Consider the following 25,456-nt stretch of genomic DNA (forward strand, 5'->3'; position numbering starts at 1 on the left):
AGAACGGAAGGAGTTAGGACTCATGATTGAACTTAGGAATGTATCCAAAACCTATGTGAGAAAAGGTCTAAGTATTGAAGCGTTAAAAAATATAAATATCAAAGTGGATAAAGGAGATATTTTCGGATTTATTGGATTCAGTGGCGCAGGGAAAAGTACGCTGATCCGTTTGGTCAATCGTCTGGAGAAAGTAACCAGCGGAGAGGTTCTTGTTGAGGGGGAACAGTTAAATACCTACTCGACCTCTGGGCTGCGGAAGGTAAGGAAGAAGATCGGAATGATTTTTCAGCATTTTAATCTGCTGGAATCGAAAACAGTGTTCGACAACATTGCAATTCCGTTGGTGCTGCTTAAGCGCAACAAACGGGAAATAGAGGGGCGTGTAAAAGAGCTCTTGGCGTTCATAGGATTGTCGGACAAAGCGAATAGCTACCCCAGCGAGCTTTCCGGCGGACAAAAGCAGCGTGTCGGAATTGCACGGGCGCTTGCGAGCAACCCATCCATTTTGCTCTGTGATGAGGCAACCTCGGCACTTGATCCGCAGACCACACAGTCAATTCTCGACTTGCTTCGCAAAATCAATAAGGAATACAAGATCACCATTTTGATCATCACCCATGAGATGTCGGTGATTCAGCGGATTTGCAATAAGGTAGCCGTAATGGAAAAGGGGGAAATCATCGAGCAGGGTAATGTCCTGGAGGTATTCGGGCAACCGCAGCACCCGACGACGCAGAGCTTTGTACGCACGGTCATTCACGATACGGTACCCGAAAGTGTGCTGCAAACGTTCGAACAGCAAGAATCACAGCGAATATACAAGCTGGAATTTATAGGGCAGGTTGCTTCTGATCCGGTGGTTCATGAATTGATTCGGCAGCATGATATCCACGTGAACATTTTGTTTGCCAACATGACGGAGATTCAAGAAACGACAATTGGCTATATGACACTCCAACTGCGCGGTGGACAGCATGCCGTTCAGCAGGCTGTTGATTTTCTCAAGAGCAAAGGAGTTCATATTCAGGAGGTAGAGAGTCTATGATGATTACAGGAACCACGATCACCTGGGATCAACTGTGGGAAGCTTTGTATGAATCCGTGCTCATGGTCAGCATATCATTATTCATTGGCGCCCTGATCGGTATCCCTATCGGTATTTTACTCGTCATCACCCGTCCGGGCGGAATTCTGGAGAACAAATGGCTGCACAATATTTTGAATCCAATCATTAACATTGTTCGTTCCTTACCGTTTATTATCTTGCTGATTGCGATCATTCCATTAACCCGTCTGATTGTGAATACATCCATTGGTACCAGTGCGGCAATTGTCCCCTTGATTATATATATTGCGCCATATATCGGAAGGTTGGTCGAAAACTCGCTGTTGGAGGTAAATCCGGGGATACTGGAGGCAGCAGATGCGATGGGGGCGACGCCGTTCCAGGTCATTCGATACTTTTTGCTTCCTGAGGCATTCAGTTCTTTAATTTTGTCGTTAACGACAGCAGCCATTGGTCTGATTGGTGCTACTGCTATGGCTGGTGCGGTCGGCGGAGGCGGAATTGGTGATCTGGCGATCGCATATGGCTATCAACGTTTTGATACGCTGGTTATGCTGATTACCGTCATCATTCTAGTCTTGTTTGTTCAAGGTGTTCAGTCCTTGGGAAACCTATTGTCCCGTAAAGCACGCAGGGGTTAAATTAGACGTTTTTCTTTTTCACCTATTGTCTGTTCATAGCTTGTAATTTTATAATCCATGCGTTCCAACACATTTTCCATATCTTTCATTTTTGCAATGAGCTGCTTACGCTGCTCCATTAGGAGTTCTTTTCTAGCATTTATCGTTTCATCACCTTGCTGGAATAACCTAACATACTCAATCAAAATTTCAATGGGAAGTCCTACGCCTCGCATACATTTAATATATTCAACCCATCTGCAATCTTCTTCCGTGTAATCCCTGATGCCACTTTTATTACGGTTCACACGCGGAATAAGTCCGATGCGTTCATAATAGCGGAGTGTATCCTGAGATAGTTCAAATTTTTTGCTTACTTCTGCGATCAACATGCAGACTTCACCTCCTGATTCTGATCAAGAAACGCCCTATGTAAATGGATAGGGCGTTCTTGTCGTTTCTTATTTCGAAACTGTCATTTCATCCATATTTACTGAGCGCCAACTACCGGATGAGGAACATACGGCTCTTCCAGCAATGCGATTTCTTCAGGTGTTAACGTAATCGAAAGAGCAGCTACTGCATCTTCAAGATGAGACGTTTTCGTAGCACCGATAATCGGAGCTGTTACCGGTTCTTTCTGTAGCAACCAGGCAAGTGCGATTTGAACGCGGGGAACTCCACGTTTTTCTGCGATTGCCGCAACCTGCTCCACGATCAATCGATCGGTATCTGCAGTCGCATCGTATTTAGATTTCGCAACTTGATCGGTTTCGGAACGATGTGTTGTTTCCTGCGCATCACGCGTCAACCTTCCACCTGCAAGCGGGCTGTATGGAATCACACCGATTTTTTCTTCCTTACAAAGCGGCAGCATCTCTCTCTCCTCTTCCCGATATAAGAGATTTAAATGATTCTGCATTGATACAAATCGGGTCCATCCATTCTTTTCAGCGACATGTAACGCCTTCAGAAACTGCCATGCGTACATGGCAGAAGCACCAATATATCTTGCCTTCCCGGCCTTCACAACATCATGTAATGCTTCCATCGTCTCTTCAATAGGGGTATTGTAATCCCAGCGATGGATTTGGTACAGATCCACATAATCTGTCCCCAGTCGCTTAAGGCTCTTATCTATTTCACTCATGATAGCCTTTCGGGAAAGTCCCGCACCATTCGGGCCTTGATGCATACGGAAATGAACCTTGGTCGCGAGGACAATTTCATCTCGATTCGCATAATCCTTTAAAGCCCGTCCAACAATTTCTTCGCTAGTTCCATCTGAATATACATTCGCGGTATCAAAAAAATTAATACCTAGCTCCAGGGCATTTTTTATAATGGGACGACTGCGCTCTTCATCTAGTATCCATGGGTGAATCCACCGTTCTGCAACCCCAAAGCCCATACACCCAAGACAGAGCCGGGATACATCCAAGCCGGTATTTCCAAGTTTCACATAGTCCATTTGATTATACCTCGCTTTCCTAGATATTGTTTTCTTCAAATGTAGTCTACTCCAGCTACTTACACCGGATATTATTACATTTGGAGTTCACTCCAAGTCAAGCGATTTTGTTGCGTGATGCCTTCATATAGGTCTAATTGTTCAGAATTGGTTCAGTGGGACTTCGTATAATTCTCTTAGCATAGTTCCTTGGTTGCATAATCCGTAGAACTAAACATGACTAAAGACTTTGATAAAACAGGTTATATGCCAATAAATATTGTCTAGGAGTGGAAATGTTGAAACTTGTAAATCGAAATAAATGGATTGCATCTGCGATGGTATTGGGTATTGCTTCAGGTTCAATCATATCTCTGCCTTGGGTGGGCGGCGTCCAGACTGCTTTTGCAGCGACAGCAGATACGCAAAGCGAAACTGGATTTGTAGCACAAGCTCGCACCTTGGGTTTGTTGACAGGCGGTAAGCAGGGCGATTTTATGGCACAAAAGAATTTGACCCGCGCAGAAGCGGCTAAAATTTTGTGCAGTCTGTTCCAGTTGGAAGTTAACAATCAGCCGCAAACTTCTTTTATGGATGTATCGTCCGATGCATGGGGCGCTCCCTATATTGAGGCTGTACGTGCAGCCGGGTATATGACAGGCAACGGGGAACTGTTCCGTCCGGGGGATGCCATTACCAAGGAAGAACTGATCGTATCGTTAGTACGTGCAATGGACTTACAGGATGCCAGCACAGCGAATGCACAGCAAAATGCAGTTCAGGTTGCCCGCTCTTATGGTCTGTTATCAGAGGATGCTTCTGCAACGGATTTGAAAAATCCATTGAACCGGGAGAGTGGTGCAGAAGTATTCGTCAGCCTGCTGGATCATCCGGTAGGAGAAGTGAAATCAGAGGGCAATACCGTTCGAATCGGAAATATCCCGTACCAGTTGGAAGGATCTTTGCAAGGTTTGTTTGGTGAAAATAACAAAGCTGTATTAAAAGGGGCAAAATTCGACCTTAACCGTAATTTGCGTACACTGACAGGTGTAAATAAGCTGGAAATTAACGCAGACGGCGGCGTTTTTGACGGTAAGGGTGTATCTTTTGAAGGACGCCTGATCGTCAATGGTTCGGTAACCTTGAAGAACATGTCCTCCACAGGCGTATTGGAAATCAAAGGCTCAGGGACTCAGCCTGTATCGGCCATTTTGGAAAATACGGCATGGTCCGGTGTGGAGCTGGGCTCTAAGGATGCAAAGCTGACAGCAACCGGGACGACGAAGATCGACAACCTGACGCTGAAAAATGATGCATCGATCGTGACCGAGGGAAATGCCGCGATTAGCCGCGTTTCGTTGCAACAGGGACTGGGCAAGCTGTTGGTTAGCGGTAGTATTGGTTTGCTGGATGCATCACAATATGTGGGCGTTCCTTTTATTACACTTGCCAAGGGAGCTACAATCAACCAGCTTAACCTGCCGGAACAAAAACAGCCGCAGGATGTTATCATTAACTATGATGCGATGAAAGAAGCTGTTAGTCTCGTGAATGGCACGACGAACTCGTCCTCTGCTGGATCGGTTGTCACGGAAACAGAGAGCAAAGATAAGAAAAAACACAACAGTGACATTGTCAACGTAGACCGCAGTCAGCTGGAGGCAGAAGTCCATGCAGCCAAAGAACTGCTGGATCGTGCAGGTGAGGGTGGACCGGATCAGGCACTTTACACGGCCGCAGCGAAGGAAAGCCTGTCCATAGCAATCAATCAAGCTATGCTGGTACTGAACAATACAGCAGCTACACAGGCAGAAGTAGATCAAGCGCTCAGCACATTGAAACAGGATGTTTCTGTGTACACAGCTTCAGTCACAGAACCGGTGATTGGAACACAGGAATTAGTTAGACTGATTCAGGTAGCTTCGACTACCCTTGAACAAAACCGAATAGTTGGCGACGAATTCCCGCCTCTTTGGGATGAATCACTAAGTCAAGCTATTCAATTTGGCAACAATGTGTTGGAAGGGAATGCGCCTCAAAATATTGTGGATCGGGAAGTAAAAAGCTTGCGTCGAGTAATTGAAGTCTACAATGCATCAGTAAAACTCAGAGATGCCTATCTGCATTTTCTCGATGTAACGGATCGTGTGGAGAATTTGAAAACAGACAAAGCGCGTTACAAGTCCTTAGTGAGAGAAGGATTAAATGTATATGTGAACCCATTAACTACAACGGAGCAGTTGGACGAATGGACACAAAAAATAGAAGGTACCACAGAAGCATTCATGGCACTGCAAGCAGCGGACTTCTCAGTACTTAAAAATACTTTACAAGAAGCGGAGGTTATCTACGATCAGAATGGCTCTCAAAATGCCGAACTGGCCAACCTCATTCAGGAATATACAGAGAAGATGCATACGGCTATGACGCAGCAGGACGTATTGACCTTGAACATGGAGCTGAGTCAAAGACTTGCGGAATTCACTGCGCCAGTACCTGCTACAACTCGGGAAAAACTGCAACAGCTGGTTCAAGACATTCATCTAAAACTGCTGTCTAACCCTGTTGCTCGTAATTACTTGAATACGGAAATACTGTCTTTAGAGCAACAAACAGGACAAGCCAACTTTGCACTCATTATGCCGTTTACTCCTGAGGAGCAATTGGTGATCTCTTATAATCAATTAAGTCAGGCTAAAGGGACCTATATTGAAAAATATAACGAGAAAAGATTACAATTGAGGAACGAAATCATTGAAATGCAGACATCAATCAATGAAATTTTGATGCACAATTCAGGCGCATTAAACGCTGAAGCCCAACAAGCCTTGTCTTCTGCATCAGAGCATGCATCCATCTTCTTGGGGTTGCCCAACTTTGAATTGCAAGACGTTGTTCCTGTATACGAGGAGTTGCAACAGGTACAGAGCCAATATGCTGCACCAGTAGCAGTGGATACCACGTTGTTGAATATCAACATAAATTTAGCTATTAATGAAGTTCAGACGTTCGGACGTCATTATACCGATCAAGATAACGAAGAACTTCAAGGACAAATTAATCAGGCAAGCCTTGTGCTTAATAATTCGGATAGTACACAGCTGCAGGTAGACCAGGCTAACACAGATTTGATTACAGCACTTTCGAACTACCAATCCAAATGGATCGTAACTGATCTTGATATCAATGAGCTGAAGGCAATTGCGAACAATCTGCTCACAGCAAATGGTACAGATCCTACAACGGTCTACTTTCACAGAGTAGTGGATGCATACAATCGTCTGGACCAGTATTATCCTATGCCGGAAATCAAGAAAAATTATATGAATCTGGAAGATGCGATTCAGGAGTATAAAGATTTTGTAGCCAGCCAGCAACAAAGCAGCGGAACAGGAAGCAGTGACAGCAACGGTCGAGAAACACCACCAAGCGACAACAGCGGAACAGGAAGCGGCGACAGCAGTGGAGGAGCAACACCACCAAGCGACAACAGCGGAACAGGAAGCGGCGACAGCAGCGGTGGAACAACACCACCAAGCGACAACAGCGGAACAGGAAGCGGCGATAGCAACGGTGGAGCAACGCCACCGAGCGATAACAGCGGAGACGATTCAGGCTCGATTCCTGGCGGTAGTATTGATGACGTTATGATTCCTTAATAAGGGAAATGCAGGAAGTACAAGGGTGTATAGAAGGGGACGATTCCGCACAGATTTTTGTCTGCGGCGGGCGTCCCTTTTTGCATGGGCAGTGCTTCTAATACAGCTGGTTAGAATAACCGATACTAAAAGATAGACGATATTGAAAAGAGCGGAGGATTTATGAAAAAACAGGGGGTTTTATTTTTTATTATACTTCTGCTTGCGGTTGCGTTGCCGGTGTATCCGTTAGTGTCGGGTGTTTTATCCGGAAACAGTCATTGGAAAGCTCACAACGGTGTTATTGATTTGCGTAATTGGGACCCTGAAAAGGAAGGCCCTGTACAGCTGGGAGGGGAGTGGGAATTTTACCCCAATCAGCTTGTGCAACCTTCATCCTTTCATGAAATGCAACAAGATAAGGATTGGGAAAATCATCAGAGTTTTTCAGAGTTGAGCCTGGAAACGAGTACTTCTGCCAAGATTGTGGATGTGCCTGGTAGATGGAATCAGTGGATGCCTAAGGGACAGGCGACTGGATATGGAACCTATCATATCCGTGTGCTGTTGCCTGAAAAAGCGGAAAATCTGTACGGCATCTATATGCAAAACATTCGCAGCGCCAGTCAAGTATGGATTGACGGAGAAAACGTGAGAGCAAGTGGTATTCCCTCTGTTTCTGCCGACAAGGGCAAGCAGGGCAATGTTCCCTATGTTGGATTTGCAGCGATAGATGGACATTCGGCTGATATTACCGTGCATGTGGCTAATTATAGCTACTCCTCCGGTGGAATCATTTATCCACTGTTATTTGGGGATTACGAGAGTATTACGCATAGCCGGGAAATTGCAATGGCAGAGGACACCGTACTGATAGCAGGATTTTTTATTCCTACCGTATTTTTTATCATGCTATACCTTTTACGTAAAAAGGAGAAGGCATTGCTTTACTTAGGATGTTTTTGTATCGCGGCTTTATTTTATATTCTGACACATGGAGAAAAGCTGCTGGTTTGGGGAATACCGGACTTACCTTATGAATGGATACTGAAAATACAGTCGTTCTCTTCAACGCTGTTCTACTATTTTCTGATCCGCTATGTTCATCTTTCGACGCAGATTGTTATGAATCGGATCGCGCTGCGCCTCTATCATATTACAACCGCACTGATGCTGGGTATGGGGCTATTGTTGCCTACACTGATACTCTCATCCTTTGAAGCGTTTATTCTTCTTTTTGGTGTAGTCAGTGTGGGATATGTATTACTGATCTTGATTCGTGGGCTTCTTCAACGGACGGATGACGCTGCACTGCTAGTCATTAGTATTATGAGCATTCTTATGATTGTAGTGACTAGTTTTGTGTATATTCTGGGCTGGGGAGACGTGCGTGGGGTGACAGCCTATGAAATGCTCATATTCGTATTGGCTCAAACGCTCCTGCTGGCCAAACGTTTTGTACATTCGTTTATGGAGGTTGAGAACCTGTCAAGACGGTTGCTAACACTGGATGGGTTAAAAGACGAATTTCTGGCGAACACGTCACATGAACTGCGCACTCCTCTGCATGGAATTATTAATATCGCTCAATCCATGCTAGACCGCTACGGGACACAATTCAATGAGCCGCAAAAGCACAATTTGGCCTTGATTGCGAATGTAGGACGGAGACTTTCTTATTTAATTAACGATATTCTGGATTTTTCTAATTTAAAAAATGGAAGATTAGCCTTAAATCGTCGGCCTGTCAATGTACAGGCAGCTGTGAATTCCGTGCTGGAGGTATTGGGTCATACGGTGGGTAAGAAAAAGCTTCAATTCGTCAAAGAATGGCCCAATTCGTTGCCCAAGGTGGATGCGGATGAGGATCGGCTGAGTCAGATTCTGTACAATTTATTGGGTAATGCGGTGAAATTTACGGAGGAAGGCGAAATTGTAATCTCTGCCAAAGCGGGGAATCGTGAAATGGAAATCAGTGTGAAGGATACCGGGTCCGGTATTGCCCAGGAGCATCTTTCGCATATATTTGAACCTTTTAACCGAGGGGCGAATGCTGAAGATGAAGGATACAGTGGAACAGGGCTTGGATTAGGCATAGTCCGTCGTCTGGTGGAGCTGCATGGTGGTCATATCCGGGTAGAATCTAGATTGGGCAAGGGTTCGACCTTTTATTTTACACTGCCCTTAGCGCAGACCGGAACGTTGGCACATGAAGCTCAAAAAGATGTTTCGTCTGCGGTTATATTGCAGCCTGGTGTGACGTCGGGTCAGAATGTGATTCCGCATGAAGAAGATGCACTGGAGCAAGTTCAGACTGTTCCTTACAAAGTGCTGGCTGTAGATGATGATGAGGTTAATCTTCGGGTGCTGGAGGAGCTATTATATACCACAGGTTGTAGCGTGGTGGCTGTGGATCATGCCGAGGAGGCACTTCACATGCTGAATGGCAATTCCCGATTTGACCTAGTCATTACGGATTGGATGATGCCGGAAATGTCCGGTATTGAGCTGTGCCGACGGATACGGGAACGGTATTCCCTGTCCGAGCTACCGGTATTGCTGCTGACGGCACGCGACCTGCCCGGTGATATCCGCGCAGGTTTTATGGCGGGAGCGAATGATTTTCTACGTAAGCCTGTTGATGCTGAGGAATTAAAGGCGCGTGTGCGCACGCTGTTGAACATGCGTCATTCGGCAGAAGAAGCGGTGCGTTCGGAAATGGCCTTTTTACAGGCACAAATCAAGCCGCATTTTCTGTACAATGCCTTGAATGTTATTGTGTCGACTGTAGCCGTAGATCCGGACAAAGCAGCGGAGCTGCTCATGGAGCTGAGTCAGTATTTGCGGGGCAGTTTTGATTTTCAGAACAGGGAGAATACGGTGCCGTTATCCAAGGAGTTGGAATTGGTAGAATCGTATGTGGCACTGGAAAAAGCGCGATTTGAAGAACGTTTGCAGGTGACCGTAGAGGTAGGAAGGAACATCCGGTCGCTCATCCCGCCATTAAGCATTCAGCCCATCGTGGAAAATGCGATACGGCATGGTGTGATGCAACGGGCAACAGGTGGAACCGTGCGAGTGGTTGTGCAGGAGGATGGAACCGATTTTGTGGTCAGCGTGACCGATGACGGCGTAGGGATTCCGTCCGAGCGACTGGAACAGCTGCTGTCGGAGGATCATGTATCTTCCAGCGTGGGACTGCGTAATATCCATCGCCGTCTTATCCATATGTATGGAGAAGGATTGCGGATTGAAAGTAATCCTATGCAAGGGACGACGGTAAGCTTCCGTGTGCCGGAAACGATTTCGCCCCGGAATACCGATGAATAAAAAAAGTACAGTACATTTGTCGGAAAAGCTAATGTCACGCCCGCGACGATACGATATATAAAATATAAGAAATTAAAATTCGTAAGGATAAAGCAGATAGCATGTAGATAGAGCATCATGATGGATGGTTGCAGCAGGAAGGGAGCACGGACACAAATGAAGGCGATTTTGATTGATGATGAGAGGTCGGCATTAACCTACTTGGAACGGTTGCTGGAGGCGGACGGACGGTTAACGGTAATGGGCAAATATACGTCTGCACAAGCGGGGCTGGATCATCTGGCGTCAGAACGTGCGGATATTGTTTTTATAGATATCGGAATGCCAGAGATGAACGGTCTGGAGGCCGCCGAGTGGATTCAACAGCTGGATTCCCATATTCATATCGTCTTTGTGACCGCGTACTCGGAATATGCTATTGAAGCGTTCGAGCTGCAAGCACTGGATTACTTGTTAAAGCCCGTTCATGCCCGGCGGCTATCCAAAACGTTAGATCGGATTGTAGCCACGCTGGCTGATCCCCGTTCTTCCAGCTTGGGAGTTGTAGCAGAGCAATCCCCCAAGGTGCGTTGTTTTCAAAAACTTGAAATTTTGGAGGATGGACAGGAAGCCGTAGGAGCGAAACCATTCAAATGGCGCACATTAAAGTCACAGGAGCTATTTTCCTTCTTATTACAACATGAAGGGGAATGGGTGAGCAAAGAACAATTGCTGGATGCGCTGTGGCCTGAATATCATTTGGACAAGGCTGTTGTTCACCTGCACACGTCCATTTACCAAATCCGCAAGGCGTTGAAAGAACGGATGCAAGATACGAAGCTGGAATACAATCTGGATCGCTACCGCTTGAACCGCAATGGCTGGATTACAGATGTGGAGCTATTCGAGCGAGGAATATCCGAATGGGCTGCATCCGGTAGCGGCGGTAAGCCGCGTATTGAGAGTCTGTTGGCACTATACCGTGGCAATTATCTGGAGGAGCACGATTACCCGTGGGCGTATGCAAAAAGGGAGAAGCTGCGCAGTATGTATCTGGCGTGTGCTTCTGAGCTGGCGAGAGAAGAGCTTCGCTCAGGTCGTACTCGGCAGTCTGTTCAGCGCTTGCTCAACCTACAGCAACGGGAGCCGTACTCAGACGATATCTGCGGTCTGCTGCTGACCGCCTATGCCCAACTGGGCGATTATACCGCTGCGCAAAAGCATTATGAAAGCTTCGTCCGTATACTGGAAGATGAGTTGGGTATTGAGCCGCAGCAGGTGACGCACCAGTTGTACGTGCAATTGAAAACACAGACGCTACCTGCGTAAACGGCTGTACTGGCTCAGATAACGCTCAAAAAACGCTTCAAGGGTATATCCTCTTGGAGCTTTTTTTTATAGATGGAAATTTCGTTTTTTTGTGTGAATCATCGAGCCTCTTTACTCTAAGTTTGATATTCGCCGATACTTATTTTCTACAGTGGCATATTCATATAGCATATCTCTTCACGGTTGAGTCGTAATTGAGAGGTTTAAGGAACTCACGTATATATTTAAGGAGGTATTGCATTGGGGAGAACGAGACGAACTGGCTTTAAGAATAAAAGAATTTCGGTGAACGTCAGACAATCTTCTTCAGCTCAGACAGGACAAGGCGGTAACCCTATTTCGATCAATGCTTCGGATGTTGGGGTAGTAAGAACAGATGTTAAAAACAAATAATCGACAATAGAAGCGCATATTCAACGTAAAAAGACCACCGGGAACAAGTTAACTATCTTGTTCCTGGTGGTTTCGCTTTTTTGCCGTTATTCGGAAGGTACTTTCATCAGCATCCGCCTATGGAGGCTTATGCCTTTCTTCTACTGAGCAGACGCTGCCTTCAGTACAGCGTATCCGTAGGGTGGAAGCTTGGCATGCAACCCCTTCGCTCCTTTGGAACACTGGCTTTCGCCAAAGGCTAATTGCCATTCCTGCTCAGGAATATCCAGTTCAAAAACGTGATCCTCATCGGAACGGTTGAGCAGCACGAGCAGCACTTCTTCCTCGCTGCGGCGCTCGTAGGCAAGTGAAGTGCCCTCTGGCTGTGCCTCCAAAAAAGTGATGCTTCCCTGATCACGGAGGACCGGGTGCCCCTTACGAAGCGCAATCAGCTCGCGGTAAAAGTCGAACAACTCGCGGTCCTGTTTGTCGGTGTCCCACTCCATACACTTGCGGCAGCCTGGATCGGCATCTCCATCCAGTCCGATCTCATCGCCGTAATAGATGCAGGGTGCGCCCATGTACGTGAACTGGAACAGGGCTGCCAGTCGCATCAGCCGCTTGTCATCCCCGCATAGTGTCAGCAGGCGCGGTGTGTCGTGGCTATCCAGCAGATTGAAGGCAACCTCGGATGCTTGCTGCGGATAGCGGGCCAGCTGTCGTCCGATGGCGAAGGCAAAGCTTTGGGCATCGGTCACTTTTTTGACGAAAAAATCATTTACCGCGTAGGTGAACGGATAATTCATCGTTGCATCGAATTGGTCCCCCTGAAGCCATTCAGATGATTCATTCCACATTTCACCCAAAATGTACGCATCTGGATTGGCCTGCTTGACCGTAGTACGGAATTCCCGCCAAAAGGCGTGATCCACCTCGTCTGCCACATCCAACCGCCAACCATCGATGCCGATTTCTTCGATCCAATGTTTTGCTACATCCAGCAGGTACTTTTTCACCTCAGGATGTTCGGTGTTCAGCTTGGGCATCATCGGTTCCAGCCCGAATGTATCGTACGTCGGTGTGCCATCCACCACTTCCAAGGGAAAGCTATGTACATGGAACCAGTCCTTGTAAGGCGAGGCTTCGCCTTTTTCCTGCACGTCAACGAACGGTTTAAACGTACGTCCTGAATGGTTGAACACCGCATCAAGCAGCACCCGAATTCCTCGGTCGTGGCAGGCATCGACCAGTTTTTTTAATGTCTTTTTGTCCCCGAAATGCGGGTCCACCTCCATATAATCCTCTGTATCATATTTATGATTGGTCGTTGCCTTGAAGACAGGAGTCATATATATGGCGTTAATCCCTAGCTCGTTCAGGTGGTCCAGGTGATCCAGTATCCCCTGTAGATCGCCACCGAAAAAATTGTCTCTTTGTGGCGTTCCGCCCCATGTCTCTGCACCTTCTGGGCTGATGGAGGGGTCACCGTTCGCAAAACGTTCCGGGAAAATCTGATAAAATACAGCATCCTTCACCCATGCAGGTGGCTTCAGAATATCAATCGGGTTCAAAAACGGATATTGGAACAGTTTATCTGCATTTTGGGGTTCCTGGGTAGTAAAGTCGTCCTCGTTCATCCAAATACGTTCCTCACCGTCTTCTAGCAAAAATCCATATTTCAGCCGACGGTGAGTAGGTTTTACGCTGCATTCGTAATAATCAAACCTGCCATCGGTAGCGAATTTGGACATCGGGACAAGCTGTCGGGTGCGGTCCCAATCGTATTTATCTCCGGTGAGAGCATGAACGGTATTCAGGTCATTTTTCTTCGCACGTAGCCGTAGAAATATCGTTTCATCATTATAACCAAAAGCCCAATTGCGTTTCGGGTGATGGTATATCGCTTCCAGCAGCATCGGGTAGTCCTCCTTTTTTCACGAGCATTCAAATTTGAAAATGTGAAGCGTATGTCGTATAAGGTAGTTATTAACCTTTTTAAGTGGGTCATGTACCATAAATGCTATAATGCCCATTACATAAAAGAAAAACGATAAGTAGGTGTCTATTATGAAAACAAATGTGCTATACATCGAAGATGACCAGGATATTGGTGCTTGGACGTATCAGTATTTGGAAGAGCGGAATTACGCTGTAACCTGGCTTCGCAGCGGGGATGGGGCTGTGGAAGCAGCCCGTACGTGCCAACTCGTGATTTTGGATGTGATGTTACCCGGTCTGGATGGATTCACCATGGGGAAGCGGCTCAAGAAAGAGTACCCGGAGCTTCCCATTCTCATGTTGTCTGCCCGTACATCCATTGATGATAAGCTGCAAGGACTGGATTTCGCCGACGATTATGTAACCAAACCCTTTCATCCGGACGAGCTCATAGCACGTATAGAGATTTTGCTGCGCCGATCGGGAACCGTGCCCGAAGAATCTTTACAACTGGGGCATCTCTCTGTGTTTTCTCCTGATAACCGTATTGTGAACCGTGATACCGGGGAGGAAATTACACTGACAGGCAAGCAATATCACATTTTTGCTTATTTGCTGCGGCATTTAGGCCAAATTATGACAAAAGAGCAAATGTATGAAGCGGTGTGGGGAGATCCATATATCGACGGAGACAAAACTTTAATGGTCCATATCCGACACCTTCGCGAAAAGCTGGAGATCGATCCTGCGGCACCCCGCATCATTGAGACGATCCGTGGTGTGGGATATCGGGTGAAAGCATAATGAGCAGGACGCGTAAGGATTGGAGGAGGCTACACCCCAGCTCTAGACCGGGTCAGGGAGGTCGGTTTCGCAGTTCACTGTTGTTCCGTTATCTGGTCATTATTGTGGTTGCTATGATGCTGTTGCCCATTGTGTTGCCTGCTACAGCCTTGATATATAGCGTGTTATTGAATTGGGGGGCGGAGCTCAAGCCTAAAAACGCTTACTATCCCTCTGCTTCTCATACCGAAAATAGCTGGCATCGCGAAGCTGTAGCTTTGAAGGGGGCCACACCAGAGCAAATCTCAGCCCATCTGCGCAAAATACAACAAGATATGTTCCCTAACTCACAAATATTTTGGGTGGATACCGCAGGTAAAACAAGGTTGGAGTTACCGACACAACCTAACATGCCAAAACAATGGAACGCTGCGCAGGCTATAGCTTTTATGAAGCAAGCAAGCTATGAGGGGCCGTTTACGGTAGTAGCCTTTATTGGCGGGGGCAAGAATGATGTGAATCAGGGCTATATGGTGTTAAAAGTGCCCCGTTCGTTCTTTGAACAGCCACCTACAGATAGTAGCATGTTCATGTACTATCTCTTTTTTATCGTATTGGTTCTGGGCGCTTTTATATTCGTATCTCTTCTGTTTTTTGGAGGCATTCGGCGTAGACTGTTGCAGCTTCAGGCCGCCATGTCGCAGCGAGGAGAGGATGGCTTGCCTATTCTTGTTACCACTGGACGCCCGGATGAAATCGGCAAGCTGGAAGAAGCATTTAATCAAATGGTCGAGCAGTTGGCAGAGAGTCGGGGACGTGAGCGTCAGGAGGAAGAGCTGCGGAAGAGACTGGTCGCGGATCTGTCACACGATATTCGGACGCCGCTTACGGTCGTGCGTAGCCATCTGTATACACTAGATGGTGAAAATCTGAGCAGTAGAGGGAAGCAGTCGATTACACTGATGGAAAACAAGCTAAAAGACCTTGGGAGTCTGATCGACAATCTGCTCACCTATAATCTGCTAGCTAGTGGAAAATACACTATGAATAACACACCGCGTGATATCCTGCGGTTAGTGCGGGAGTGTGTAGCCAGCTGGTATCCGGTGTGGGAAAAGGAGGGCTTTGAAGTGGATATCGACCTGCCCGAACATAGTATGGTGTGGAATGTCGATGAGCAAGGCTTCCGCCGTCTGCTGGACAATCTTTTTCAAAATGTAGTTCGCCATGCTGCCTCAGGCCGATATATCGGTGTTCAAGTACAGAAAGATAATGGGACAGAGGCATTGGTTATCGTAGATAAAGGGCCCGGTATGGAGCAACAGTCCAGTGAAAAAGGCGCAGGGATTGGTTTGGCGATTACAGAACTGCTGGCTCGCGAAATGAATTTGGAGAGGGAGATTATCAGTTCATCAGCCGGGACCCGAATCCGTTTTTTAAACAAAACTTAAACTCAGAGTTCCCTTGGCTTTAAACTTGGCACGTTACGATAGGTGTCGAGGTGAGGAACTTGAACGAATACATTATTGAAACGAACAGTCTCAGCAAAATATACAAAGGCCGCGCGGCGGTTAATCAGCTGGACCTGAAAATAGCTCGAGGAGATATTTACGGATTTCTTGGTCCAAATGGAGCGGGGAAAACGACAACGATCCGTATGCTGCTTGGACTTATTCGCCCAACTCGAGGAACGATCCGTATATTCGGCAAAGATATTCGCAGACATAAGCTCGATATTTTGCGTAAAGTCGGCTCGTTGGTGGAGTATCCTTCGTATTATGGTCATTTGAACGCAATTGAAAATCTGGAGGCCATTCGCCGTATTTTGAATGTACCCAAGCAAAACATTGCGGAAGTGTTAGAGGTCGTCCGACTGACCAAGCATGCCAAACGTCCAGTCAAAGGCTACTCGCTGGGCATGAAGCAGAGACTGGGTATTGCAGCAGCCCTGCTTGGGAATCCCGAAGTGCTCATTTTGGATGAGCCTACGAATGGTTTGGACCCGGAGGGTATTCAGGAAATGCGCACATTGATTCAGGCGATGCCCAAGCAACGGGGGATCACCGTACTGGTATCCAGCCATCTGTTGAGCGAGGTAGAGCATATGGCGAATACCGTGGGTATTATCCGTGAAGGAGAGCTGGTCTTTCAAAACACGATTCATAATCTCCGTCAGGAATCCGCAGGCGGGATTCGGATCGTAGTGTCGGAACCTGAAGCAGCCCAGTTGATTGCGCGTGAGCAGGGCTACCATTCAGTGAAGGACGGATCGGCGCTGGATTTCGAGAACATGAATGATGCGGCTGTTGCGCTGCTGGTCAGAAGATTGGTCGAAAATACGCATGCCGTATACCGTGTGGAGGAACGCCGCAAATCGCTGGAGGATATGTTCATGCAGGTAGTGGGCAAAGGAGGGGCTTCCTTATGATGCTGCGAGCGCTCACGGCGGATCTGCTCAAAGCACGCAGAAAGGGAATCTGGTTCTTGGTGTTCCTCGGTCCCCTAGGGCTGGTAGCGATGCAGGGACTGAACTTTGGACTCCGCTATGACTATCTGATTCCGCGATACAAGGGACGTTTATGGGAAGGCTTGATGGATAACATCGCTATTTTTGTCCCCCTTGCGCTGGTGTTAGGAGCCACGATGGTCGCTTCCATGCTGGCGAATGTGGAACATTCGTCTAACTCCTGGAAGCAGCTGCTGGCTTTGCCTATTTCCAAATTTAGTGTTTATATGGCGAAGCTGACGCTGGCGATCGGGATGCTGTGCGTGTCCTGTCTACTCCTAACGGTAGGGACGTGGGTGTTGGGAATGATTCTTGGCTTTGGGGGAGAGCCCGCACCCGTAGGGGAACTGCTGCGACTCGGGTTTTGGCCCTTGGGCGGCACGCTACCTATGCTCGTATTATTGTTGTGGTTAACGGTCACGTTCCATAATCAGGCGCTGCCTGTAACACTGGGCATTACGTTAGGTGTTGGCAGCTTGTTTGCTTCACAGCTGTCCGAATGGTTTCCGCTGGCTTGGCCGCAATTTGCATGGGTTGCGCCTCAAGCATGGATGTTTGCGTCCGTCGGGTGCGGAACGGGTATACTTCTCAGCCTGCTGACAGCGGCTCATTTTAGCCGAAAGGATGTGGCGTAATGTTCGGAGGATACGTACGGCTGCTTTCTGTCGAACGGTTGAAAATGGCCAAATCGCCCGTCTGGCTGCTTGCGCTCGTCAGCCCGGCGATTGCCGTCTTGATTGGCTTGCTGGCGAATCCGGGAGGGAACTGGCTGTTGCTGTTGACTGCCATGCTTACATTACATGCCATGTTGTTCATGCCGATGCTGACCGCCGTATTTGGATCTCTAGTCTGCCGATTCGAGCATGGGGGCGGCGGTTGGAAGCAACTCATGTCATTGCCATTGTCCCGCACCAGTCTGTATGCGGCCAAGTTGACCATCATTATGGCCTTGGTCGGATTGACTCAGCTACTGTTCGGAGGAGCGCTGCTGGGTGTCGGAGCTGTGCAGGACATGAACGGACCAATCCCTTGGGCCGTGATCGCTCAAAGTTTGCTCGCAGGCTGGGTAGCCTGCCTGCCGCTGGCTGCGTTGCAGTTGATGGTGTCCTTCTTGTGGTCCAGCTTTGCCGCACCGCTTGCGTTGAATTTCGTCTTCACCGTGCCGAATATTCTGGTCGCCAATTCTCAAACCTACGGTCCGTACTATCCATGGACACAGCCTTTATTGGCGATGATGCCGAGTGGACGGGACAACTTCGGGGCGTTCATGGTGCCAACTGACACACTGTTGACGGTTATAATAGGTAGCTTTGTCGTATTTACGTTGGCGGGACTGACAGTATTTCGTTATAAAGAGATATAGGGCGAAATACGGGGACTGCAAAAACTCCTTATCCTCAATGAGGGTAAGGAGTTTTTACTGTGCTATTGGTTTACACTAAGCCTGAAATGGCACGGATATTATTGCTGATAAGGTGGCAAGAGGCGTCGAACTTCGCTTGTTCTTCCGGACTTAGCTCCAGCTCGATGACCTCTTGAATTCCTCTGCTGCCGATAATCGCCGGAACGCCCGTGCAGACATCGGTGTGCCCGTACTCGCCGTCCAATACAGCAGAGATCGCTATAATTTTACCATCATCATTTAAAATGGAACGAGTAATGTACGCCAGCGCATTGGCAATACCAAAATAAGTGGCGCCTTTGCGGGTGAAGATCTCCCAGCCTGCATCCCTGGTTTTACGGGCAATGTCGTCCAGATCGACGTGGCTGAATCGTTCCTTATGCTGACGCAAAATGTGCAAGAGCGGCTTACCACCAATCGTAACGTGTGACCAAGCGACGAATTGGGATTCGCCATGCTCCCCAAGAGCATACCCTTGTACGCTACGTGGATCTATGGAAAATACTTCAGAAAGCAACGTCTTGAGTCGGGATGAGTCAATGGAGGTGCCTGTACCGATCACCTTGTTGCGCGGTAGACCGGATATACTTTGTACCATATACGTTACAATGTCGACAGGATTAGCGGCAATGACGAATATACCGTCGAAGCCACCCTCCATAATCGCGGTTACAATCTCTCTGGTAATAAGCACTGCGTCGTCCAGCACAGATAGGCGATCTTGACCCGGTTTAGGGTTGGCTCCAGCCGTTATAATCACAACGTCCATATCCGTGCAGTCTGCATACGTGCCTGCACGCACCTTGGTACGTGTGGACGTAAAATCCATACAATGAGACAGATCCAGTGCATGGGCCAAAGCCCGATCATACGTGCGGTCAATCATCATGATCTCATCACAAATGGACTGATTAACCATTGAGTAGGCACAGCTCGAACCGACCATTCCCGCGCCGACAATAGCTACTTTCCTTGCCTTCCCCTTCATCTATGTTGCCTCCTCGTTCCAGCGAACGTTAATATGCTACAAATTATGCCTGAAATACATTTTACGTTACATAACATAACATATTGCTGATCTTTTGAAAATATCCATTTTTTTGTCTCCATTCCGGGAAATTAAAAATGACTGTGAATAGAGGTGTTTTTTAGGATTAATTATAGAATGAACGTGAATTATCAATACTTTTACTGGAAGATAGGAGAGCATGTTTCAATTTATATTTAAGGTGAATTCTGTGCAAATTATAACATGAACTATATTGATGGAAGGAAAAGTGCCATGAAAATAATGAAAGTATGACATTTATGTGACGTTCTTTAAAGAGTTTCAAGGACATACAGAACGGAAGTATTCTCTGCAATGTCGTTTCTTGTATATCTACAAATATTCCGTTATGACAAAGGTTCTTAGCAGTCTGCAATATTAGAACATTTTTGCCAAAGGGTTTCCAATGGATTTCGCGAATTCTACATATACAAGCTTATTTCTTTCCATACCATCCGGGGAGGTAATGATTAAATGGAAGAAAGCAAATCGACGACGGAAGCAGCAAAACAGTTGGGGATCGGGGCGAGTACCCTTCGTAAATATGCAGCGGCGCTGGAGGAGCAGGGGTATGTGTTTCAGCGTTCCGCTAATCAATCGAGGATGTTCAGTGCTGAGGATGTTGAGTGCTTGAAGGTGATGCGGAGGGCGTTGCGTGAGCAGCATATGACGATGGAGCAGGCGGTTCAGGTGGTGCTTGAGAGAGTGACCGCTCCCTTTCAAATGGAGGATGAAGAATTCCGCTTGCCACCCATCTCGGATGCTGAGTCACTGACCGCAACCTGGGAAGAAATAATGGCGGCGGCTGAGGGCAGGGATGAGACGGTCATGCAGGCGCAAGCAGCTGCTACGGTTGAACTGACAGAGTTACAGGATGAAATGAATGCTCAGGAACCGTCAGAGGAACCTATGCAGCTACAGTTGCAGGAAGAGTTCCAGACTTTGGAACCAACCATTGAATGTAGATTGGAACAAGCACCTGTATCCGTGCAAACGCAGGAGTCCGTAGAGCCGCAAGAACTGGCGCAGATGCAGGACATGGTGCAAACCGCATTGTTGGAAATGCGGAGCCGTTTGGAAGAGCTGGAAGCAGAGCACAGCCGTTTGGTGGAAAAGAATATCAGCCTGTCTAACCAACTGGAGGATCAAAAACGCTGGATGAAAGAAAAGGTTGACGAGGAACGAGATCGGCAGCTAATCACTAATTTGCGTACCTACCAGGGCAGGCAACGCAAATCGCGCGGTTCGTTGTTGTCCTGGCTTGGTCTGACACCGCGCAGACGCAGAGAGGCATAACCAGCATCTTTTCTGATAAAGACCATCAGACCTTCCCGGTTCTGATGGTCTTTTATCGTGGATGGTATAATAACGGAATACAAGAATACGAGAACAAGCCGCATAAGGAACGTTGCTGCGGCATGTAGAGGAAAGGATATAAGTATGTTTGCTTGGTTGCGGAACGCATATGAATCATGGATGGATTATCCGAAACAGCCTGGCGATTTACTGAGCGGACGTTATGATGTTCGTTCGCTTTTAGGCATGGGGAGCTATGGTCTGACCTATCTCTGTCTGGATCGGCGCAGCGGACAAGAGGTGGCGGTAAAATTGCCCAGACCGAGCAAACGGGCGAAGGCAGTTCAGCTATTGCAGCGCGAGGCTCATATTATGCGACAGATGGAACACCCCTATATTCCGAAGCTGCTCGAAATTGTCGAACATTCGGGAATATATGTGGTCATGGAATACATCTCTGGTATGACGCTGGAGGAGCTTATATTTGAACAGGAGCGTTCCTTTACAGAACAGGAATGCATTGTCTACATTTTGGAGTTAATGGAGCGAGTTCTGCATGTGCATGAACGGGGCTATATCCATCGGGATATCCGCATTCCCAATGTGATTCACCGTGAGGGGAAGCCTTACCTGATCGATTTTGGTCTTGCTCTGGCGGTAGGAGAGCGACAGGAGGATGTATTTACCGAATCCATGCTGGAAAAGCGCGCACCCGAGCGACAAGATGTCGCCGTCTACAGCGATTTGTACGATGTCGGACATTTAATGCTTTTTATGCTGTATAGCAGTTACGAGCCTCAGCCGGATCAACCGCCGGCAAGCTGGCAGGAAGAATTGAAGCTGAGTTCACCTGTGCGTCATATGCTGGAGCGCCTTTTTCAGATTCGGCCACGGTATGAGAATAGCCGACAGTTTATGCAAGAGCTGGAGGAAGCTTTGCTGCTGCTTGAGGTTAACCCATAACGTCCCTAAAAATAAACAGGCATTCGCCGCAAAAATGGGGGAATGCCCCCCTTACGCATTTGACCAGGTCTACATACAATGATCCTGTAAATGAGCGAAGGGAGTGTTGTAAATGAGTCATATGTGTGGAGTAGGCGGTATGGGTTGCGGCGTAGGAGCATGGACCTCTGTAGGAGCGATTCTGGTTCTGTTTATTTTGCTGGTGATCATCTCTAAAACCCTGTTTCTGTAATTTCGGTCTTGGCCGATTTCCTGTAAAATGCACAGATGTTGCCTTGCATAACGAAGGGCGCACAACAATAAAGCGAAGGCCCTTGAGATAAGAAGGGTCTTCGCTTTATAGGGTTTGAAGGAGCCTGTGGCATGCTTCTTGTGTTACGCTCTATTCCGTCGCTACTTCTTGTTGTTTGGCTAAGAACTGGAGTAATGACGGCGTTTATCCTTGTAATAGTGGTGTCCATTGTGACTATTCTTGTAACCGTCTGAAGAAGAATGGCGTTTACGTTCACGTTCATAATAACGGTCTGAGCTGCTGTATCGCCGCTTATGAGAATGAGAGGTGGAATGTAGCAGGCGGTGCAGTAATTTTTTGAGCATCGTCTAATCCTCCTTCTTACCCTGCCCAACTGACATAGACAGGTTTTTATAAAACGGTAATACGCAGCAGTGTTAGAACAGGTTCCACTAATTTAGGATTGTAGGGACTTGGCCTGAAATTCTGCAATATCCTTGAACTCTTCTTCGAATTTACGTGAAATGCGGATATAAATCGGTAGTAAATCGCGATAAATATCCACGTGTTCTGCTACAGGTTTGTGCTGGTGAGTGGTACCGATCATACCGGACACAGCATCCAGCGAATCAATCCGTCCCAGTGCGTACAAGCCCAGTATAGCTGCGCCCAGACATGAGCTTTCCAGACTCTCAGGAATAATGACTTCCTGATCGAAAATATCCGCCATAAGCTGTCTCCATAGCTCCGAGCGTGCAAATCCACCAGTGGCGTGAATGACTGACGGTCTGTCGATGACTTCTTCCATGGCGAGCATGACGGTATACAAATTGAACAGCACACCCTCCAGAGCGGCGCGAATCATATGCTCTTTTTTGTGACGCAGGGATAGACCGAAGAAGGAGCCGCGAGCATTCGGGTCCCACAGGGGCGCACGTTCACCGGATAAGTACGGAAGAAAGAGCAGACCGTCGGAGCCAGGACGTACCTGTTCCGCAATTTGGGTCAGCACATGATATGGATCAAGTCCCAGTCGCTTGGCCGTTTCCACCTCGGAGGCTGCAAATTCATCCCGGATCCAGCGGAAGACTATACCTCCGTTGTTCACTGGGCCGCCGATGACCCACAGCTTTTCGGTCAAGGCGTAACAGAAAAAGCGCCCTTTGGCATCCGTGAGCGGCTTATCAACTACGGTACGGATGGCTCCGCTGGTGCCGATGGTAACCGCGACAACTCCAGGTTTGATCGCATTCACACCGAGGTTAGACAAGACACCGTCGCTGGCCCCGATCACAAAAGGAGTCGTCTTCAGTAGACCCATGTCATGCGCATAGGTCTCATCCAGCCCTTTGAGCACATGAGTTGTCGGCACCAGCTCGGATAGTTGCTCCTTCGTCACACCTGCAATGTGCAGTGCTTCCTCGTCCCAGTCCAGCTGCTGCAAATTCATAAGTCCGGTTGCAGAGGCAATCGAGTGGTCCACGACATATTGGTGGAATAACCGGGCAAAGACGTACTCCTTAATGGAAATGAATTTGTACGTCTGGGCCGCAACATCCGGTAAATCCCGCGTAATCCACATCAGTTTCGTTAGCGGTGACATGGGATGAATGGGCGTTCCGGTGCGTAAGTAAATATCGTGTCCGTTGTATTCATGTTTGAGCGCTTCGGCCCATTTGGCGCTACGGTTATCTGCCCAAGTGATGGAGGCGGTCAGCGGTTTGCCGTTCTTATCCACCGCCAGTACGCTGTGCATGGCCGAACTGAAGGAGACGAACAGCACATGCTCGGCTGACACTCCGCTTTGTTTCATGACCTCTTGCACCGTCGTTACAACAGCTTTGAAAATATCTTCCGGGTCCTGTTCTGCCGCATCCGGCTCAGGTGTATGGAGCGGATAGCCCACATGGTGCTGGGCGGCAATATTTCCATTTTCTTCAAAAAGCACCGCTTTGGTACTGGTCGTACCGATATCAACGCCGATCATATATCGGGTGTCTGTCATATTCAATCTCCCCTTCACTTACCGTTATTAGCTCATTATCGTTAAATTAACACACTCAGCAGCATAATCAAACCGAAAGCGACCAGGGAGAGGATGGTTTCCATAACGGTCCATGATTTTAGAGTCTGCGGAACCGTCATATTGAAAAATTCTTTAATCATCCAAAAACCGGCGTCATTCACATGAGACAAGATCAGCGACCCTGCTCCTGTAGCAAGGACGACCAGTTCGACATTCGCGCCGGGTGTAAGTGCCAGTACAGGTGCGACAATACCGGAGCCTGTCGTCATCGCGACTGTCGCTGATCCAGTGGCTACACGAATGAGCGCAGCGACCAGAAAAGCAAATACAATCACATTCATATGGGCTCCTGTAGCGACCGCTGCAATGGCCTGACCTACACCGCTGTCGATCAATACCGTTTTAAATGCACCGCCGCTCCCGATAATTAAAATAATAGAGGCTGTTGGTGCCAGACATTCACTGGTAAAACGGGACAAATCCTCTTTCTTTAGACCACGTGCATAGCCTAGCGAGAAAAAAGAAAACACGGCCGCAATCAGCAATGCCATAACCTCGTCACCAATGAATTTGAAAAATACAGTGAGCGGATGTGTATTGGCCGGGTCTACGATTTCAGCGACTGATCCGCTAAGCATTAGAATAACAGGTAATAAAATGGTGAACAGAGTAATCCAAAAAGGAGGCAGCGACCGTCCCGTCGTATTTCTGAACTGCTCGTCCAGCCTCTCGGAAGGTCTGACTATGATTCTTTTGCCAATCCAAGCGCCGAAGACCGGGCCCGCAATAATGGCGGATGGAATGCCCACGATGAGTGCATATCCTATCGTGCGTCCAATATTGGCGTTAAAGGCTTCAATCGCGATCATCGGAGCCGGGTGGGGTGGCAAAAGGCCGTGTACCGTCGATAGTCCTGCCAGCATCGGAATACCGATTTTCAGCAGAGACATATTCATTTTACGGGCAACCGTGAACAGAATGGGAATTAATAAAATAATACCAACCTCAAAAAATACGGGAATACCCACGATAAAGCCTACGATCATCATCGCCCAATGAACGCGTTTTTCACCAAAACGATCCATCAGTGTGGTCGCGATGCGTTCGGCACCGCCGGATTCTGCCATCATTTTACCGAGCATGGTGCCTAAACCGATCACGATGGCGATGGAGCCGAGCGTACTGCCGAGCCCCTTGGTGATGGAGGCAGTAACTTCATGTCCCGGCATCCCGTTAACCAGTCCGAGAAATACCGACGAAAGCAGCAGTGAAACGAAGGGATTCCATTTGAATTTGGCAATCAGCAAAATCAAAAGAGCGACGGTAACTAGCGCCCATATGAGCAGGGACGCGTTATGGCTCAAGCCGAGTAATGTGTTCATGAAGTAATGCCTCCTTATTCATATATGTGTGGCTAAATGTATACTTGTCGACAACTTTAATGTAAAAGAGAACCGCGCCAGCAAGAAACGCATGAA

At 47.7% G+C, this 25,456-nt stretch carries 21 protein-coding genes; 14 read left to right on the forward strand and 7 right to left on the reverse strand.

From position 1 onward, the window contains the following. Nucleotides 1–22 precede the first annotated feature (22 nt). A complete protein-coding gene (locus tag C1T21_RS00350) occupies nucleotides 23–1,045 on the forward strand; it encodes a methionine ABC transporter ATP-binding protein (protein WP_103046749.1) in 1,023 nt (340 codons plus the stop codon). Continuing rightward, nucleotides 1,042–1,707: a methionine ABC transporter permease gene (locus tag C1T21_RS00355; protein ID WP_061831143.1), complete on the forward strand. Its 666-nt coding sequence runs from the start codon at nucleotides 1,042–1,044 to the stop codon at nucleotides 1,705–1,707. Before C1T21_RS00350 ends, C1T21_RS00355 begins: the two co-directional genes overlap by 4 nt. On the opposite strand, the gene C1T21_RS00360 is transcribed toward C1T21_RS00355, so the two are convergent. Then, nucleotides 1,704–2,078 carry a MerR family transcriptional regulator gene (locus C1T21_RS00360; RefSeq protein WP_103046750.1) on the reverse strand — a complete coding sequence of 125 codons (375 nt, stop codon included), beginning with the start codon at nucleotides 2,076–2,078 and terminating at the stop codon, nucleotides 1,704–1,706. The two genes, C1T21_RS00355 and C1T21_RS00360, sit on opposite strands and share 4 nt — an antisense overlap. A 98-nt stretch (nucleotides 2,079–2,176) precedes the next feature. Then, on the reverse strand, nucleotides 2,177–3,157 hold the full coding sequence (locus C1T21_RS00365; protein WP_025722907.1) for an aldo/keto reductase: 981 nt from the start codon (nucleotides 3,155–3,157) through the stop codon (nucleotides 2,177–2,179). 275 nt (nucleotides 3,158–3,432) lie between these two features. Between C1T21_RS00365 and C1T21_RS00370 the strand changes: the two genes are divergently transcribed. The 4 genes from C1T21_RS00370 to C1T21_RS27135 all read left to right on the forward strand — a co-directional run bounded on the left by C1T21_RS00370 (nucleotide 3,433) and on the right by C1T21_RS27135 (nucleotide 11,805). Further along, on the forward strand, nucleotides 3,433–6,795 hold the full coding sequence (locus tag C1T21_RS00370) for an S-layer homology domain-containing protein (protein ID WP_103046751.1): 3,363 nt from the start codon (nucleotides 3,433–3,435) through the stop codon (nucleotides 6,793–6,795). A 162-nt stretch (nucleotides 6,796–6,957) separates the two neighbouring features. Further along, entirely contained in the window at nucleotides 6,958–10,104 is a 3,147-nt protein-coding gene (locus tag C1T21_RS00375; RefSeq protein ID WP_103046752.1) for an ATP-binding protein, read from the forward strand. 156 nt (nucleotides 10,105–10,260) lie between these two features. Then, a complete protein-coding gene (locus C1T21_RS00380) occupies nucleotides 10,261–11,412 on the forward strand; it encodes a response regulator (RefSeq protein WP_103046753.1) in 1,152 nt (383 codons plus the stop codon). Nucleotides 11,413–11,652: 240 nt separating this feature from the next. Beyond that, entirely contained in the window at nucleotides 11,653–11,805 is a 153-nt protein-coding gene (locus C1T21_RS27135) for a hypothetical protein (RefSeq protein ID WP_172828288.1), read from the forward strand. 140 nt (nucleotides 11,806–11,945) lie between these two features. Here the strand turns inward: C1T21_RS27135 and C1T21_RS00385 are convergent, their stop codons facing one another. After that, nucleotides 11,946–13,700, reverse strand: a complete 1,755-nt coding sequence (locus tag C1T21_RS00385) for an alpha-glycosidase (RefSeq protein ID WP_103046754.1) — start codon at nucleotides 13,698–13,700, stop codon at nucleotides 11,946–11,948. Nucleotides 13,701–13,851: 151 nt separating this feature from the next. Between C1T21_RS00385 and C1T21_RS00390 the strand changes: the two genes are divergently transcribed. From C1T21_RS00390 to C1T21_RS00410, 5 genes are read left to right on the forward strand one after another with little or no spacing between them, the layout of a single operon-like run. Beyond that, entirely contained in the window at nucleotides 13,852–14,526 is a 675-nt protein-coding gene (locus C1T21_RS00390) for a response regulator transcription factor (RefSeq protein ID WP_103046755.1), read from the forward strand. Continuing rightward, a complete protein-coding gene (locus C1T21_RS00395) occupies nucleotides 14,526–15,956 on the forward strand; it encodes a sensor histidine kinase (protein WP_103046756.1) in 1,431 nt (476 codons plus the stop codon). The genes C1T21_RS00390 and C1T21_RS00395 overlap by 1 nt, the downstream gene beginning before the upstream one ends. Nucleotides 15,957–16,015: 59 nt before the next feature. After that, nucleotides 16,016–16,933 (forward strand): ABC transporter ATP-binding protein, encoded by a 918-nt coding sequence (locus tag C1T21_RS00400; RefSeq protein ID WP_103046757.1) that lies wholly within the window; start codon nucleotides 16,016–16,018, stop codon nucleotides 16,931–16,933. Then, complete coding sequence (locus tag C1T21_RS00405; protein WP_103046758.1) at nucleotides 16,930–17,646, forward strand: ABC transporter permease; 717 nt, start codon at nucleotides 16,930–16,932, stop codon at nucleotides 17,644–17,646. Before C1T21_RS00400 ends, C1T21_RS00405 begins: the two co-directional genes overlap by 4 nt. Then, nucleotides 17,646–18,374, forward strand: coding sequence for an ABC transporter permease (locus C1T21_RS00410; protein WP_103046759.1), 729 nt, complete (start codon nucleotides 17,646–17,648; stop codon nucleotides 18,372–18,374). The genes C1T21_RS00405 and C1T21_RS00410 overlap by 1 nt, the downstream gene beginning before the upstream one ends. 70 nt (nucleotides 18,375–18,444) lie before the next feature. Here C1T21_RS00410 and C1T21_RS00415 read toward each other — a convergent pair whose 3' ends face one another. Continuing rightward, a complete protein-coding gene (locus C1T21_RS00415; protein ID WP_103046760.1) occupies nucleotides 18,445–19,401 on the reverse strand; it encodes an L-lactate dehydrogenase in 957 nt (318 codons plus the stop codon). 534 nt (nucleotides 19,402–19,935) lie between these two features. On the opposite strand from C1T21_RS00415, the gene C1T21_RS00420 reads away from it, so the two are divergent. The 3 genes from C1T21_RS00420 to C1T21_RS27525 all read left to right on the forward strand — a co-directional run bounded on the left by C1T21_RS00420 (nucleotide 19,936) and on the right by C1T21_RS27525 (nucleotide 21,952). Further along, nucleotides 19,936–20,757: a MerR family transcriptional regulator gene (locus C1T21_RS00420; RefSeq protein ID WP_103046761.1), complete on the forward strand. Its 822-nt coding sequence runs from the start codon at nucleotides 19,936–19,938 to the stop codon at nucleotides 20,755–20,757. A 144-nt stretch (nucleotides 20,758–20,901) separates the two neighbouring features. Beyond that, a complete protein-coding gene (locus tag C1T21_RS00425) occupies nucleotides 20,902–21,720 on the forward strand; it encodes a serine/threonine protein kinase (RefSeq protein ID WP_103046762.1) in 819 nt (272 codons plus the stop codon). Between the two features lie 112 nt (nucleotides 21,721–21,832). Further along, nucleotides 21,833–21,952: a hypothetical protein gene (locus tag C1T21_RS27525; protein WP_013369112.1), complete on the forward strand. Its 120-nt coding sequence runs from the start codon at nucleotides 21,833–21,835 to the stop codon at nucleotides 21,950–21,952. 179 nt (nucleotides 21,953–22,131) lie between these two features. On the opposite strand, the gene C1T21_RS00430 is transcribed toward C1T21_RS27525, so the two are convergent. The 3 genes from C1T21_RS00430 to C1T21_RS00440 form a co-directional block, all read right to left on the reverse strand. Next, nucleotides 22,132–22,317 (reverse strand): hypothetical protein, encoded by a 186-nt coding sequence (locus tag C1T21_RS00430; RefSeq protein WP_080683015.1) that lies wholly within the window; start codon nucleotides 22,315–22,317, stop codon nucleotides 22,132–22,134. Nucleotides 22,318–22,409: 92 nt separating this feature from the next. Beyond that, nucleotides 22,410–23,957, reverse strand: a complete 1,548-nt coding sequence (gene gntK, locus C1T21_RS00435; RefSeq protein ID WP_103046763.1) for a gluconokinase — start codon at nucleotides 23,955–23,957, stop codon at nucleotides 22,410–22,412. 41 nt (nucleotides 23,958–23,998) lie between these two features. Next, nucleotides 23,999–25,360, reverse strand: a complete 1,362-nt coding sequence (locus tag C1T21_RS00440) for a GntP family permease (protein WP_103046764.1) — start codon at nucleotides 25,358–25,360, stop codon at nucleotides 23,999–24,001. Nucleotides 25,361–25,456: the final 96 nt, after the last annotated feature.

Source organism: Paenibacillus sp. F4, assembly GCF_002894905.1.
Classification (GTDB): Bacteria; Bacillota; Bacilli; order Paenibacillales; family Paenibacillaceae; genus Paenibacillus; species Paenibacillus polymyxa_B.

Coding starts and splice junctions, on each gene's coding strand:
- C1T21_RS00420 (WP_103046761.1), top strand. CDS start 19,936: ATGGAAGAAAGCAAATCGACGACGGAAGCAGCAAAACAGTTGGGGATC.
- C1T21_RS00425 (WP_103046762.1), top strand. CDS start 20,902: ATGTTTGCTTGGTTGCGGAACGCATATGAATCATGGATGGATTATCCG.
- C1T21_RS27525 (WP_013369112.1), top strand. CDS start 21,833: ATGAGTCATATGTGTGGAGTAGGCGGTATGGGTTGCGGCGTAGGAGCA.
- C1T21_RS00385 (WP_103046754.1), bottom strand. CDS start 13,700: ATGCTGCTGGAAGCGATATACCATCACCCGAAACGCAATTGGGCTTTT.
- C1T21_RS00395 (WP_103046756.1), top strand. CDS start 14,526: ATGAGCAGGACGCGTAAGGATTGGAGGAGGCTACACCCCAGCTCTAGA.
- C1T21_RS00355 (WP_061831143.1), top strand. CDS start 1,042: ATGATGATTACAGGAACCACGATCACCTGGGATCAACTGTGGGAAGCT.
- C1T21_RS00390 (WP_103046755.1), top strand. CDS start 13,852: ATGAAAACAAATGTGCTATACATCGAAGATGACCAGGATATTGGTGCT.
- C1T21_RS00370 (WP_103046751.1), top strand. CDS start 3,433: ATGTTGAAACTTGTAAATCGAAATAAATGGATTGCATCTGCGATGGTA.
- C1T21_RS00360 (WP_103046750.1), bottom strand. CDS start 2,078: ATGTTGATCGCAGAAGTAAGCAAAAAATTTGAACTATCTCAGGATACA.
- C1T21_RS00440 (WP_103046764.1), bottom strand. CDS start 25,360: ATGAACACATTACTCGGCTTGAGCCATAACGCGTCCCTGCTCATATGG.
- C1T21_RS00430 (WP_080683015.1), bottom strand. CDS start 22,317: ATGCTCAAAAAATTACTGCACCGCCTGCTACATTCCACCTCTCATTCT.
- C1T21_RS00405 (WP_103046758.1), top strand. CDS start 16,930: ATGATGCTGCGAGCGCTCACGGCGGATCTGCTCAAAGCACGCAGAAAG.
- C1T21_RS00375 (WP_103046752.1), top strand. CDS start 6,958: ATGAAAAAACAGGGGGTTTTATTTTTTATTATACTTCTGCTTGCGGTT.
- C1T21_RS00380 (WP_103046753.1), top strand. CDS start 10,261: ATGAAGGCGATTTTGATTGATGATGAGAGGTCGGCATTAACCTACTTG.
- C1T21_RS00410 (WP_103046759.1), top strand. CDS start 17,646: ATGTTCGGAGGATACGTACGGCTGCTTTCTGTCGAACGGTTGAAAATG.
- C1T21_RS00415 (WP_103046760.1), bottom strand. CDS start 19,401: ATGAAGGGGAAGGCAAGGAAAGTAGCTATTGTCGGCGCGGGAATGGTC.
- C1T21_RS00350 (WP_103046749.1), top strand. CDS start 23: ATGATTGAACTTAGGAATGTATCCAAAACCTATGTGAGAAAAGGTCTA.
- C1T21_RS00365 (WP_025722907.1), bottom strand. CDS start 3,157: ATGGACTATGTGAAACTTGGAAATACCGGCTTGGATGTATCCCGGCTC.
- gntK (WP_103046763.1), bottom strand. CDS start 23,957: ATGACAGACACCCGATATATGATCGGCGTTGATATCGGTACGACCAGT.